Annotated in this window: 12 protein-coding genes; 2 read left to right on the forward strand and 10 right to left on the reverse strand. The window is 42.5% G+C overall.

Annotated features, from left to right (window positions below; all coding sequences use genetic code 11):
* Positions 1-50: 50 nt before the first annotated feature.
* A complete protein-coding gene (gene scrK, locus N8M16_RS06675; protein WP_000164316.1) occupies positions 51-938 on the reverse strand; it encodes a fructokinase ScrK in 888 nt (295 codons plus the stop codon).
* Positions 939-1,087: 149 nt separating this feature from the next.
* The gene (locus N8M16_RS06680) at positions 1,088-3,025 is read right to left on the reverse strand and encodes a sucrose-specific PTS transporter subunit IIBC (protein ID WP_261067194.1); all 1,938 of its coding nucleotides are present in this window, start codon (positions 3,023-3,025) and stop codon (positions 1,088-1,090) included.
* Positions 3,026-3,404: 379 nt separating this feature from the next.
* Between N8M16_RS06680 and N8M16_RS06685 the strand changes: the two genes are divergently transcribed.
* Both N8M16_RS06685 and N8M16_RS06690 read left to right on the forward strand, forming a co-directional pair.
* A complete protein-coding gene (locus N8M16_RS06685) occupies positions 3,405-4,859 on the forward strand; it encodes a glycoside hydrolase family 32 protein (protein WP_261069863.1) in 1,455 nt (484 codons plus the stop codon).
* Complete coding sequence (locus tag N8M16_RS06690) at positions 4,840-5,805, forward strand: LacI family DNA-binding transcriptional regulator (protein WP_261069864.1); 966 nt, start codon at positions 4,840-4,842, stop codon at positions 5,803-5,805. Before N8M16_RS06685 ends, N8M16_RS06690 begins: the two co-directional genes overlap by 20 nt.
* A gap of 35 nt (positions 5,806-5,840) precedes the next feature.
* Here N8M16_RS06690 and N8M16_RS06695 read toward each other — a convergent pair whose 3' ends face one another.
* From N8M16_RS06695 to fmt, 8 genes are all read right to left on the reverse strand, one after another.
* Complete coding sequence (locus N8M16_RS06695) at positions 5,841-7,115, reverse strand: hydroxymethylglutaryl-CoA reductase, degradative (protein ID WP_261069865.1); 1,275 nt, start codon at positions 7,113-7,115, stop codon at positions 5,841-5,843.
* Entirely contained in the window at positions 7,115-8,287 is a 1,173-nt protein-coding gene (locus tag N8M16_RS06700) for a hydroxymethylglutaryl-CoA synthase (RefSeq protein ID WP_261069866.1), read from the reverse strand. The genes N8M16_RS06695 and N8M16_RS06700 overlap by 1 nt, the downstream gene beginning before the upstream one ends.
* A 113-nt stretch (positions 8,288-8,400) precedes the next feature.
* Positions 8,401-8,850 (reverse strand): threonine/serine exporter family protein, encoded by a 450-nt coding sequence (locus tag N8M16_RS06705; protein ID WP_261069867.1) that lies wholly within the window; start codon positions 8,848-8,850, stop codon positions 8,401-8,403.
* 1 nt (position 8,851) lies between these two features.
* A complete protein-coding gene (locus N8M16_RS06710; protein WP_023946522.1) occupies positions 8,852-9,610 on the reverse strand; it encodes a threonine/serine exporter family protein in 759 nt (252 codons plus the stop codon).
* 88 nt (positions 9,611-9,698) lie between these two features.
* Positions 9,699-11,594 carry a Stk1 family PASTA domain-containing Ser/Thr kinase gene (gene pknB, locus N8M16_RS06715; RefSeq protein WP_261069868.1) on the reverse strand — a complete coding sequence of 632 codons (1,896 nt, stop codon included), beginning with the start codon at positions 11,592-11,594 and terminating at the stop codon, positions 9,699-9,701.
* Positions 11,591-12,331 carry a Stp1/IreP family PP2C-type Ser/Thr phosphatase gene (locus N8M16_RS06720; protein ID WP_033685450.1) on the reverse strand — a complete coding sequence of 247 codons (741 nt, stop codon included), beginning with the start codon at positions 12,329-12,331 and terminating at the stop codon, positions 11,591-11,593. Before N8M16_RS06720 ends, pknB begins: the two co-directional genes overlap by 4 nt.
* Before the next feature lie 14 nt (positions 12,332-12,345).
* On the reverse strand, positions 12,346-13,659 hold the full coding sequence (gene rsmB, locus N8M16_RS06725; protein ID WP_261069869.1) for a 16S rRNA (cytosine(967)-C(5))-methyltransferase RsmB: 1,314 nt from the start codon (positions 13,657-13,659) through the stop codon (positions 12,346-12,348).
* Positions 13,652-14,587, reverse strand: coding sequence for a methionyl-tRNA formyltransferase (gene fmt / locus N8M16_RS06730; protein ID WP_261069870.1), 936 nt, complete (start codon positions 14,585-14,587; stop codon positions 13,652-13,654). The genes rsmB and fmt overlap by 8 nt, the downstream gene beginning before the upstream one ends.

A 14,587-nucleotide genomic window follows, 5' to 3' on the forward strand; every position in this document is an offset into this window, starting at 1 on the left:
ATTGTTTTCAACCACAAAATCCGTTTGGTTTCCCAAGCGGATTTTGTGCTTTATTTTGAAACTTCTTTTGCAAGGACAAAGTTTCCAAGAGTAGCAGAACCATTTCCTGCGACTGCTGGCGTCACGATGTAATCACGCACATCAGGTACTGGTAGGTAGCCATTAAGAAGAGATGTAAATTTCTCACGGACACGATCCAGCATGTGTTGTTGAGCCATGACCCCTCCACCAAAGACAATCACGTCTGGGCGGAAAGTCACTGTCGCATTAACCGCAGCTTGAGCGATATAGTAGGCTTGAACATCCCAAACAGGGTTGTTGAGTTCAATGTTTTCCCCACGAACACCTGTACGAGCTTCCAAACTTGGACCAGCTGCATAACCTTCCAAACAACCCTTGTGGAAAGGACAAACACCGTTGAATTCTTTTTCAATATCCATTGGGTGTCTAGCCACATAATAGTGACCCATTTCAGGGTGACCCACACCTCCGATAAACTCACCACGTTGGATAACACCTGCACCGATACCTGTACCGATTGTGTAGTAAACCAAGTTTTCGATACGGCCACCAGCATTGTTACGGGCAACCACTTCACCATAAGCAGAGCTGTTTACGTCTGTAGTGAAGTACATTGGCACGTTTAGGGCGCGACGAAGGGCACCAAGCAAGTCCACATTTGCCCAGTTTGGTTTTGGAGTCGTCGTGATAAAGCCATAAGTTTTTGAGTTTTTATCAATATCAATCGGACCAAATGAACCAACTGCAAGACCAGCAAGGTTATCGAATTTCGAGAAGAACTCGATGGTTTTATCGATTGTTTCGATTGGAGTTGTTGTTGGAAATTGTGTTTTTTCTACAACGTTAAAGTTTTCATCACCGACAGCACAGACAAACTTTGTACCGCCCGCTTCCAAGCTTCCATATAATTTTGTCATGATAAACCTCTTGTTTTTATTTTCTTTATTATAGCATATTTCGAAAGTCTAAATTTCTCTATTTTTTAGATTTTCCTCTGTAAATCTTACCATTCAAGCAAAAACGAACAAACATGTCATTTGTTCGTTTTCACATTAGAGAGGATTGATTAGATTTTCACTTCGATCACAGCATCCCCCTTCGCAACTGAACCTGTTGCGACTGGAGCTACTGAAGCGTAGTCAGCTGTATTTGTAACGATAACCATTGTTGTATCATCAAGTCCAGCTGCAGCGATTTTGTTTGAGTCAAATGTTCCAAGAACATCACCAGCTTTAACCTTATCACCTTGAGCAACTTTTGCTTCAAAACCTTCACCATCCATAGATACAGTGTCAATACCAACGTGGATCAAAACTTCAGCACCCTCAGTTGTTTTCAAACCAAAAGCGTGTCCTGTTGGAAAGGCAATTGAAACTTCAGCATCAGCTGGTGCATATACCACACCTTGGCTTGGTTTCACAGCGATACCTTGTCCCATAGCTCCACTTGAAAAAACAGGGTCATTAACATCAGCAAGAGCGACAACATCACCGACGATAGGAGTTACAAGTGTTTCATTTTGAAGAGTATCAGTCTCTTCCACTACTGGTGCTTCTACTGTAGGTTCTGTAACTGTTTCTGCGGTTGCTGTGGCTGCTTCATCAGCAAAGACACTAGCTGCTTTTGTTTTCCCGTAGAAATAAGTGAAAGCAAAGGCGGCAACAAAGGACATAATTTCCGCAACTATATACATAGGGATTGAACCAGCCTTAATAGAAAGGAATCCAATAAATCCAGCCGCTCCCAATGAAACTGCAATAACGTGAGTTAAACCTGCTACGAAGGCACCAATTGCTGAACCAGCAAGGGCGCAGAAGAATGGGAATTTGTATTTCAAGTTTACCCCAAAGAGAGCAGGTTCTGTAATACCAAGGAAGGCAGAAACAGCAGCTGAACTTGACAATCCTTTTGTTTTAGCATTTTTTGTCAAGAAGTAGATTGCAAGAGTAGCCGCACCTTGTGCTACGTTTGCCATTGAAGCAACAACAAAGATATAGTCTCCAAATCCAGTACCGTTATTATTGTAAGCAGACAACAATTGTGTTTCGATTGCTGGGAATGATTGGTGAAGACCTGTCATAACGATTAGTGAGTAAGTTCCACCAAATAGCCCCATACCAAAGGCACCTGTTGTGTTGTACAACCATACAATCGCATTTGTAATCGCATCAGACACAACCAACATAACAGGACCGATAACTGTAAATGTAAGGAATCCTGTAAGCATCACTGATAAAAGCGGTGTGAAAGTGAAGTCAACTGCAGATGGCAATTTCTTGTGGAAGAATTTTTCCAAATTTGCTAACAACCAGATTGCAACAAGGACTGGAATAACTTGATAAGCATAGTTAGTTTGTGTAACATGGAAACCTAAGATGTCCCAGAAGGCTTCTTTACCACCCAAATCTGGAGTGGTCATAATCATACCAATTGCCGCACCAAGGAATTGGTTTGCTCCAAAGCGCTTGGCTGCTGAAATACCAACCAAAACAGGGAGGAACATAAATGGAGCAGCAGACATCAATTGAATCATAGCTGAGAAGCCTTTGATTGCAGGATACATATCTTCAATTGATTGAGGTCCAAATAAGTCTGGTGATGTCAAGAAGTTCCGTAAAGCCATCAAGAGACCACCTGCAACTAAGGCAGGGATAATAGGAACAAAGATATCTGACAAAAGTTTAATCAAGTCCATCAATGGATTGAACTTTTTGTCTTTATTAGCAATCTCTTTCAAATCATCTGTCGAAACTTCTTTCAAACCAGTTTTCTTGATGATTTCCGCATACACGAAGTTAACATCACCAGGACCAATGATAATTTGATATTGTCCGTTAGTGCTAAAAGTTCCCTTGACATCCGCATTATTATCTAGAGCTGCTTGATTCACTTTTGATTCGTCTTTCAATACCAAACGAAGACGAGTTGCACAGTGGGCTGCAGCTACAAGATTATCCTTACCGACAGCCTCAATGACCTCGGCAGCAACTTTACTATAATCCATAGCAAAAATCTCCTTATATAAAATTTTGTTCTTGTTTGAAAGCGATTTTATCCGCCCTTACGACTATTATTTTATCATGTTTTAGAAATATGTCAAGCGTTTTGCAGAAAAAAATATTCTATCCACTTAGTAAGCTTGCTTTAGATTGATTGATTTTGACTGTTTTAGCAGGCATTCCTTAAAAAATAAGTTTAAAATCTTATTTAAAAGGGTTTTGTTTCATTATCTTTCATATTTTCCTGAAAATTTGATTGATTTCCTGCATTTATTTTGTGATAAACGTTTGACAGTTTTTTCTCTTTTTTAACATAAAAGGCTTGCTTTTTTTTCCGAAAACGGTTACTATTAAAAGTGATAAGATTTTTGGAGGAATGAATGAATGGAATGGACAACTGAGCGTCGTTACAGACGCTACGAAGATTGGACACAAGAAGAAATCAAGACAATTACGGAAAATATGACACAATCTCCCTGGCATACTCATTACCATGTTGAGCCAAAAACAGGACTTCTCAACGATCCAAATGGCTTTTCCTACTTTGATGGCAAGTGGATTGTTTTTTATCAAAACTTTCCTTTTGGTGCAGCCCACGGTTTAAAATCTTGGGTGCAATTGAAAAGTGATGATTTGGTTCACTTTAGAGAAACTGGAGTCAAAGTTTTGCCTGATACTCCATTAGATAGCCACGGTGCCTACTCTGGTTCTGCTATGCAGTTTGGCGATAACTTGTTCTTATTTTATACAGGAAATGTTCGTGATGAAAACTGGATACGTCACCCTTACCAGATTGGTGCTTTGATGGATAAGGATGGCAAGATTACCAAGATTGACAAAATCTTGATTGACCAGCCAGCTGACTCTACCGACCACTTCCGCGATCCGCAGATTTTTAATTTTAAAGGTCAATATTATGCCATCGTCGGTGGACAGGACTTGGAGAAAAAAGGCTTCGTCCGTCTCTACAAAGCTATTGACAACGACTACACAAACTGGCAAGCTGTTGGCGACCTTGACTTTGCTAACGACCGAACTGCCTATATGATGGAATGCCCAAATCTGGTCTTTGTAGGGGAGCAACCTGTCCTTCTCTACTGCCCACAAGGATTGGATAAAGATGTTCTAGATTACGACAATATCTATCCAAATATGTATAAAATCGGGGCTTCCTTTGATCCTGAAAATGCCAAAATGGTAGATGTGTCTCAACTTCAAAACATGGACTATGGTTTCGAAGCCTATGCAACTCAAGCCTTCAACGCTCCTGATGGGCGTGCTCTAGCAGTTAGCTGGCTTGGTTTGCCAGATGTTTCATATCCATCTGACCGTTTTGACCACCAAGGAACCTTCTCTTTGGTAAAAGAACTGACTATCAAAGACGGTAAACTCTACCAATACCCAGTCGCAGCTATCAAGGACCTTCGTGCTTCTGAAGAACCTTTCTCAAACCGTTCCAAAACCAAGAACACTTACGAACTTGAACTCAACTTGGAAGCTAATAGCCAGAGCGAGATTGTCTTACTGACTGACAAAGAAGGCAAGGGACTTTCCATCAACTTTGACCTTGTAAATGGTCAAGTGACAGTAGATCGTAGCCAGGCTGGTGAACAGTATGCCCAAGAATTTGGAACTATTCGTTCTTGCCCAATCGAGAATCAGGCTACTACTGCTACAATCTTCATCGATAATTCTGTCTTTGAAATTTTCATCAATAAAGGAGAAAAAGTATTTTCTGGTCGTGTCTTCCCACATGCGGACCAAAATGGGATCCTAATTAAATCTGGAAACCCAACTGGAACTTACTATGAATTAGATTATGGTCGCAAAACTAACTGATGTCGCCAAACTTGCAGGCGTCAGCCCTACTACCGTTTCTCGGGTTATCAATAAAAAAGGCTATCTATCTGAAAAAACCATTCAAAAGGTCAATGAAGCTATGCGAGAATTGGGCTATAAACCCAACAACCTGGCTCGCAGTCTACAAGGAAAATCAGCTAAGTTAATCGGCTTGATTTTCCCCAATATTTCCAATGTTTTCTATGCAGAATTGATTGATAAATTGGAACACCAATTCTTCAAAAATGGTTATAAGACCATCATCTGCAACAGTGAGCACGATTCTGAAAAGGAACGCGAATACATCGAAATGTTAGAAGCCAATCAGGTGGACGGCATCATTTCTGGTAGTCACAACCTGGGAATCGAAGACTACAATCGCGTGACGGCACCAATTATTTCCTTTGACCGAAATCTGTCACCAGATATTCCTGTCGTCTCCTCTGACAACTATGCTGGTGGGGTTCTTGCTGCCCAGACCTTGGTTAAGACAGGTGCCCAGTCTATCATCATGATTACGGGGAATGACAATTCCAATTCGCCAACTGGGCTACGCCACGCTGGCTTTGCCTCTGTTCTCCCGAAAGCACCTATTATCAATGTTTCCAGTGACTTTTCTCCTGTCAGAAAAGAAATGGAAATCAAGAATATCTTAACTCGACAAAAACCAGATGCCATTTTTACTTCGGATGACTTGACCGCTATTCTGGTCATTAAAATCGCTCAGGAGCTGGGCATTTCTGTCCCAGAAGAACTCAAGGTCATCGGTTATGATGGGACTTACTTTATCGAGAATTACTATCCTCAACTCGCGACCATCAAGCAACCTTTGGAAGAGATTGCCTGCCTCACTGTTGATCTTCTCTTGCAAAAGATTGAAGGCAAGGAAGTCGCAACAACTGGTTACTTCTTACCAGTTACACTATTACCAGGAAAAAGTATTTAAGTACAAGAAAACTCAGACAAATTCGTCTGAGTTTTTTATGATCTTAAGTTTTCAAGATAACGCTGGGCTGTCTCTAGGTTAAAGGTTTTATCTGCGATGAGGAGCTCGACTAGGGAAACGACTTCAGACTCACAGGCACCTGCTAGGAGAGCCAAGGATTTGGCCTGCAATTTCATGTGCCCTTGCTGAATCCCTGTGCTCACCAAGGCTTTGAGAGCCGCAAAGTTTTGGGCAAGACCGATAGACACTATAATCTGGGCTAATTCTTTAGCAGATGGATTTCCCAGCAGTTCATGACTGAGAGCTACACGAGGGTTGAGACCAATAGAGCCACCCTTGGTCGCCACAGGCATGGGCAGGGTCATCTCACCGACCAATTCTTCTCTTTCAAGGTCCAGCTTCCATTGACTAAGACCTTGATAGCGTCCATCTCGACTGGCAAAGACATGAGCCCCTGCTTCAATAGCACGCCAGTCATTACCAGTGGCAATCAAAATGGCATCAATACCATTAAAAATCCCTTTATTGTGGGTAGCTGCTCTATAAGGATCAGCTTGCGCCAATTGGCTAGCCAAAGCCATTTTCTCCGCAATTTCTCGTCCTTGATCCTTTTGGCGGCTCAAGTAGCGAAAGGCGATGCGACAGCTTGCCGTCACCAGAGAATCAGTCGCGTAATTAGACAGGATTCCCATAAGACTTTGTCCCTGACTGAGTTCTTCTAAGACTGGTTTCAAGGCCTCCAGCATGGTGTTGAGCATATTAGCACCCATGGCTTCCTGGGTATCGACATGGAGATACACAATGAGAAAGTCTGTTTCGCCTTTTATCTGCTCGACATGCAAATCACTCGCCCCACCCCCGCGTTTAACGATAGAAGGATAGGCTTGATTGGCAAGTTCTAAGAGTTCCTCTTTCTTACTAGTAATCTTCTCTTGAGCTTGTTCAGGATTAGCAACTTGATAAAGGGCTACCTGACCGATCATCTGGCGCTCATGTACTTGAGCAGTAAAGCCACCTGACCGCTTGATGATTTTACTGGCATAGCTGGCCGCAGCAACCACAGAGGGCTCTTCCGTCACATAGGGAACTGTGTATTCCTGACCGTTAACGAGAACCTCTGGAACCAGCGAATAAGGTAGAGAAAAAGTTCCCACTACATTCTCACTCAGCTGATCTGCCACAGTCACACTCATCTGTTCATCCTGCTCCAAACTCTCTTGTCTCTCAGGACTAAGGAGCGCCTGAGCTTGTAACAGCTCGAGGCGCTCTTGGTATGATTTTTTTGAAAATCCATTCCAACTTATCTTCATTATTTTTCAACCTTGCTATAACGGCGTTGGTGGTCAACAATTTCAACCAAGGCAAAATCTTGATTTTCATAGCCAGCAAACTGGGCAGAGTTTGTTTCATCTAAGTCTACTTCCTCAAAGAAGACCTTTTCATAGTCTACAACAGACAGGGCAGTTCGTTGGTTGAGCTTATTCAAACGGTCTTTATCCAGATAAGCTTCATAACCTTCAACCAATTCACCACTAAAGAACTCAGCCACAGCACCACTTCCGTAACTATAAAGGGCAATTTTATCCCCAGCCTTCAGGCTATCTGTATTTTCCAAGAGAGACAAAAGTCCAAGAAAGAGGGAACCTGTATAGATATTCCCTACCTTTTGACTGTAAAGAATAGACTGGTCAAAATGGTTTTGCAAGAGGTCTTTTTTCTCTTGAGGCAGGCTCTTATCCATAATTTTTTTCAAGCCTTTTAGCGCTAATTTAGGGTAAGGCAAGTGGAAGCAAACAGCTGCAAAATCATCTAAGGTAAGCTGGTAACGTTTTTTGTATTCAAGCCAAGTCGTTTTCAAACTATCCAAATATTGTTGGGTAGAATAGACACCATTTACGTAAGGAGTTGTTGAGTAATTTGGACGCCAGAAATCCATGATGTCACGGGTCTGAGCTACATTGTCATTATTAAAGGCCATAATGCGTGGATTCTGTGTAATCAACATGGCCACACTGCCAGCACCCTGAGTTGGTTCTCCTGGAGTTTCAATACCATATTTGGCAATATCACTGGCAATGACCAAGACCTTGGACTCTGGAGAATTTTCCACATGCAATTTGGCATAATGAAGGGCTGCTGTCGCTCCATAGCAGGCTTCTTTAATCTCGAAACTACGAGCAAAGGGCTGGATGCCCAGCAAACCATGCACAAAGACGGCCGCAGCTTTACTCTGGTCAATTCCTGACTCGGTAGCCACAATGACCATGTCAATTTCTTGTCTCTCTTGCTCAGTTAAAATAGAGTCACTAGCACTGGCCGCCAAGGTCACGATATCCTCAGTTAGAGGCGCAATACTCAATTCCTTGAGTAAGAGTCCTTTACTTAATTTTTCAGGGTCAATTCCCCTCGCTTCTGCTAAGTCTTGTAATTTCAAGACATATTGACTGGTCGCAAAACCAATCTTATCAATACCGATTGTCATATTTACCTCTGTTTTATCATTCATTGTAAAAAATCGTTCTATACTATTTTATCACAAATAGCAGTAAAAGAGAGAAAAAAGACTTGATTCACCAAATCAAGTCGCTTATTATTCTAACCATTATGCTGTTTTTGTAAGTGAGAATAAAGTCTGAGAATCACTGTTCCGCTAGCCATTCCAATGGAAATCACCAAAGCCAACATAACAACCAAGGTTGCACTAGCAATGGCGTGACTGTAATCTCCCGTCACAAAAAAGGCTGTTGTTCGATAAGAAAGATAACCCGGAACCAGAGGTGCTAAGATGGCCAAGATAAAGACCACAGCAGGTGTCTTATAAAGAATACTTAAAATCTGGCTGACACAAGAACCGATAATGGCTGCAATAAAAGTAGCCACAATAACATTGGTCGGTTCCTTGAGCAAAAGATAAATTAGCCAGACAGCCATGCCCAAAATCCCTCCAGGTAACAGCATAGAGCGTTGAACATTGAGTACGATTAAAAAAGTGATAATTGCAAGAAGACTTGCTACTGCTTGTAATAAAAAGGTTGTTAGTGTCATATTAATTCATCAATACCAAGGCGACAGAAGTTCCCGCCCCTAAAGCAAGGGTAATGAGTAGGGATTCAAACATCTTACTCATACCAGAGTTTATGTGGTTGGTCATAATATCGCGAACCGCATTGGTCAAGGCAATTCCTGGTACAAAAGGCATGACCGCACCAGCTATAATCAAATCTGCCGTTGAAGGAAAACCTGTGTAGCGAGCCCAAAACTGGGCAATCATCCCAAAGACAAAAGCTCCAGCAAAGGCCGTCACAAAGGGAATTCGGATAAACTTCTCCACATAGAGGGAAAAGGCAAAACCAAATAAGGTAGCTACTCCTGCCCCAAGTGCGTCGTAGATATTTCCACTAAACATAATTGAAAAGAAAGGAGCACTAAAGGTCGCAGCCAAAGTTACCTGCAACTTAGTATAAGGAAGGGGCTGGGCTTGCAAGGCCGTCAATTGCTTGAAGGCCGTTTCTAAATCAATCTGCCCCCCAACCAGCTGTCGAGAAATCTGGTTCACATCGCAGACTTTTTCGATGTTATAAGAAGAGGAAGTCACGCGTTTCATTCGTGAAATATTGGTATTTTCAATGGAGAAAAAGATAGCGGCAGGCATGGCAAGAACATTGCAATCCACAATCCCCTGCGAATGCGCAATACGGATCATGGTATCTTCTACACGATGAATCTCTGAGCCACTTTTGAGAAGAATGGTTCCAGCTAACATAATCACATCGATGACGGCATTTAATTCTCTTGATTCTTCCATGCGTTCCTCCTTTTATCAACTCCTTCTATTCTATCACAAATCCGGACTCAAAAAAAATCTTTGCCATGAAATCATGACAAAGATTCGTTTAATCACGAGAATTTTCGTGGTTCCCTTCACTACTTGATTGAGTAGGAGCAGGTGCATTCTCTCGTTGATTTCCTTGTTGGTTCCCCTGACTTGGTGTTGTAGTAGAACCTTGGTTTCCACGTTGGGCTGGTGCTGATGATGACGGCGGTGTTTTTGGTTTGTAGATTGAAATCTTGACACGCGTCTTAGTCAAATCAACCTTTTCACCTGCTTTTGGACTTTGCTCTACAACAGTCCCCTCAGCAGTTCCTTCAGGAGCTTTAGACACTTCTACAACTTCGATATTAGCTTTTTTAATGTCATATATCTCTGTAAGATTATTGACTGCAAATTCTCGACTAGAACCAATATAGCTTGGCATTGAAATAGAATTTACTTTTTTAGCAACTGTCAAAACTATTTGAGTTGCCTTGCTAAGATCATAGGTTGTTCCCTCCGGTAAACTTTGTTTCATGATTGTACCGGCTTCGATTTCGTTGGATTCTTCTTCCTCAATCTTAATCAGATTTTCTGGAACCTTCTTACCCTTCAATTCTGCCACTACATCACTGGACTTTCTTCCGAGATAATTTCCGAGTTGGAAAGACTGCTGACCAGAAGACACAATCAAATTAATTTTTGTTCCTTCTTTACGTGTTTTACCAGCTTCAGGGTCTGTACGAATAACCCGACCTTCTTCAACCTTATCACTGGACTCTGATTTTTCTTCACCAACCTCAAAATTGGCTTTTTTTAGAGCCTCTTTAGCCTCTGCAACCGTCTGACCTGCCACATTTGGAATAGCAATGGTAGCGGGCGTTCTATATAAAATCCATACCAAGGATGCCACAACCAACAAGAAGGTCGCAAATAAAATTGGATAACGTGCTTTCATACGACGACGTTTGGTTGGCTTTGAACTAGGTACTGTTTTTTCTGTCTGATGAGGTTGGGGCTTAGGTTGAGGTCTTCCCTCTTGTACCGGAGCTTTAGGAATAGAAGTCAAGGTACTTTGCGGTACTTTAGGAAGAGTTTTAGTATCTGCCTTAGTTGCATCGTCAAAGACTAGCTTTGGTTCATTACGACGATTATAAGACAAACTACTCGACAAATCCACATACATTTCAGCGACTGATTTGTAACGATCTGTTAATTTCTTAGCAGTTGCCTTGATAACAACATTTTCTAATGCCTGAGGCACAGATGGATTTTCAGCTATAACCGACGGCAGAGGTTTCTGGAAATGCTGGAGGGCGATGGTTACCGCACTATCCCCATCGTAAGGAATATGACCTGTCAGCATCTCATAGAAAATAATCCCCATGGCATAGATATCACTCTGCACAGTTGCTTTAGAACCACGCGCCTGCTCTGGCGATAAATAATGAACGGAACCCAGCATTGAGTTGGTCTGAGTCAAACTCGTCTCTGCAAAGGCTACTGCAATCCCAAAGTCTGTAACCTTGGCAGTCCCATCTGGGGTCAAAAGGATATTTTGCGGTTTCAAATCCCTGTGAACAATTCCACGAGTATGGGCTAAGCGCATAGCCAAGAGGATTTGTCCCATGATTCGAACCGCCTCTTCATTTGAAAGAGGGTGATGTTCCTTGATATAGCGTTTGAGGTCTAATCCAGCAACATATTCCATTGCGAGATACTGTTGTCCCTCTTCTTCACCGATATCTGTAATCCGAACGATATGAGGATGGTCCAGATCCGCCATGGCTCTCGCTTCCCGCTGAAAACGAGCCACTGCAATAGGATCTGTTTGGTAGTTGGTCCTCAGGACCTTCACTGCCACTTCTTCACCGTCCAAAATCAAATCCTTGGCCAAATAGACATCTGCCATGCCTCCTCGACCAATTTGTTTGATAATCCGATACCGCCCGGCAAAAATCTTGCCGATTTGGATCATTCTGTTGCCTCCTCATTAACAGCAATAAGGGCAACTGTGATATTGTCTAAACCACCTGCATTGTTGGCAAAACGAATCAAGGTTGCTGCCTTATCTGCCAAAGAAATATCGCTGGTTACAATATCAGAAATCTCACTGCCTGAAATCATATTTGTCAAGCCATCACTATTGAGTAAGAGATAGTCTCCCGGCTCAAGGGTGATCATTCCAAAATCAGGCTGAATTTCATCTTTTTGACCAATAGATTGAGTAATAATATTTTTCTGTGGATGGCTAGCAGCTTCTTCAGGTGTCAATTGACCAGCCTTGAGCAATTCATTGACTAAAGAATGGTCGCTCGTTAACTGGTGGTATTCTTCTCCACGAATCAAACCAATACGAGAATCTCCGATGTGAGCATAAATAGCCTGATTATCAATAATCGCTACAGCCTCAAGGGTTGTTCCCATTCCTTTATAGGCTTCATTTTGTCCCAATTGGTTAATCCTTTGATTTTCAATCTCAAGGTTGTTAGCAAACCATTCACGTACTTCATTAACTGTATCGATTTGAGTATCTACCCAAGCTACACCTAGGTCTGTTACCGCCATTTCACTAGCGATATTCCCTGCGCGATGACCTCCCATACCATCAGCTAGGATAATCATGGTACGTCCAGCTCTATTGACATAGTGGTTGACATAGTCTTGGTTATTTGTTCGTTTCTGACCAACATCTGTTAATAATGAAATTTCCATGTGTTAGTTCCTTCCTAATCCGATATCTTGCGAAATTGACTGATAAAAAATCCATCACTTCCATACAATTCAGGTGTAATGAGGATACAGCCGTCTTTCATGATATCCTTACATTCATGTTCTAGTGTAACCTGCTCAAATTCAGGATGACTTTCTAAAAATGCCTGTACGACTTGAAAGTTCTCCTCTGAGACAATAGTACAGGTACTATAAGTTATTATACCACCTTTGCGTAGTGTTTGACAAACACTACCTAATATTTCTAGCTGAATTTCCTGCAAGGACGCGAAATCTGCCGTTTCTTTATTGTATTTGATGTCTGGTTTTCGGCGCAGAAGACCAATTCCTGAACAGGGAGCATCCACCAAAATCTTATCAAATGAATTCTGACCAAAAAGCTCATGTACCTTTCTGGCATCCAATTTTTGAGTTTGAACCCGATCTACAACCCCCAAACGTTGGGCATTTTCTTGGATTAAGTCCAACTTGTGGTCATACAAGTCCAGAGCAGTGACCTGACCTGTCGTGAGATAAGAGGCTATATGGGCTGTTTTCCCACCCGGAGCCGCACAGGCATCTAGAACCTGCTCATGCCCTTTTAAATCAAGCGTCGGAGCAACCAGCTGACTAGACTCGTCTTGGATAGTAATAGCCCCCTCTGAAAATAGGTCATGTCCCGCAAAGTGGCCTTGCTCCTTAACCAGACCAGAAACAGACAAAGGTGAAGCACTGGCCTCCAACAAGGTTTGGATTTCCTCTTTTCGGTTTAAATCAGTCACACGAATACTAGCCTTGTTGCGCACCAAAAGGCTTTCAAAGATAGCTTGAGCTCGCTCCTCTCCGTATTCTTCCTTGAGCTTGGCAACCAGCCAAACTGGGAGAGAATAGGCAATGGAATCACGCTTGTTTTTTCGTTTGATGCTGGTGATATCTGGCCAGCCTTCACGTAGAATACGACGAAGGACAGCGTTGACCAATTTTTCACTGCCTTTTTTACGGACTTTGGCCAATTCTACTGCTTCATTGACCACAGCATGGTCTGGAATCTTGTTCAAATAGCGGAGCTGGTAGGCACTCATGAGAAGAAGGACATAAAGCCAACTATCTAACTGATCTCTGTCTTCGATAAAGTGTGATAGGTACCATTCCAGAGTCAGTTTACGGGCTACCGTTCCATAGACCAGCTCGGTCACCAAGCCCTTGTCTGCTGCCGAAAGTTGACTCCCCTTGAGATGCTTATTTAAGGCAATATTTGAGTATGCTTGATTGATAAAGACATCTTCTAATACCGCTAGGACTAAACTTCTAGCCGTTTCTACTTTAATCACCAAATCGTTCTCCTACAGTCAATGTCCGTCCAACTCCGTTGAGGAAGGAAGCAATGTCCATCTTAGGTTTACCAGCTGGCTGCACTTGTTTGAGGGATAGAGCCCCTTCTGCCGTTGCGACAATCAATTCTTTCTTGCCGATAGAGAGAATTTCACCTGGATTTCCCTGATCTTCTACTGCTAGAGCTTCATAAATCTTAAAGCGGTCGCCCTTAAGGAAAGTATGGGCAACAGGCCAGGGGTTCATCCCACGGATCTGGTTAAAGAGTTGACGATTGCTTTTATTCCAGTCTAATTTTTCTTCTTCTGGCTTGATATTTGGCGAGAAAGTGACCTGACTTGGATCCTGCGGTTCAGGTTGGATTTCTCCAGCAATATAGGCAGGCAAAGTGTCCAAAAGCAAATCGCGACCAACTAGCGCCAATTTCTCAAACAAGGTGCCAACATTGTCCTCATCTGTGATCGGAATGCTACGACGAGAAATCATATCTCCTGCATCCATTTCCTTAACCATTTCCATGATGGTCACACCAGCTTCCTCATCCCCTTGAATCAAGGCATAATGGATAGGCGCACCACCACGGTGTTTAGGAAGGAGGGAGGCGTGAACGTTGACCGCAAAATCCATGCTATCAAGGAGTTTACTTGGAAGAAACTGCCCAAAAGCAGCAGTCACAATTCCATCCGCTCCTAGCTGCATAATAGTTTCCATCTCTGGACTTCCAGATAGTTTTTCAGGTTGGTAGATAGGAAGTCCTGCCTCTTTAGCAGCTTGTTTAACTGGGGTTTCCTGGATAACTTTTTTACGTCCAACAGCACGGTCCGGCTGGGTCACAACAGCTAGAATTTCGTAACGGTCGTCTGTCAAAAGACCTTTTAAAACTGTTGCTGAAAAGTCGGGTGTCCCCATAAAGATTAATTTTGTCAT

Source organism: Streptococcus mitis, from assembly GCF_946188375.1.
GTDB classification, from domain to species: domain Bacteria; phylum Bacillota; class Bacilli; order Lactobacillales; family Streptococcaceae; genus Streptococcus; species Streptococcus mitis_CX.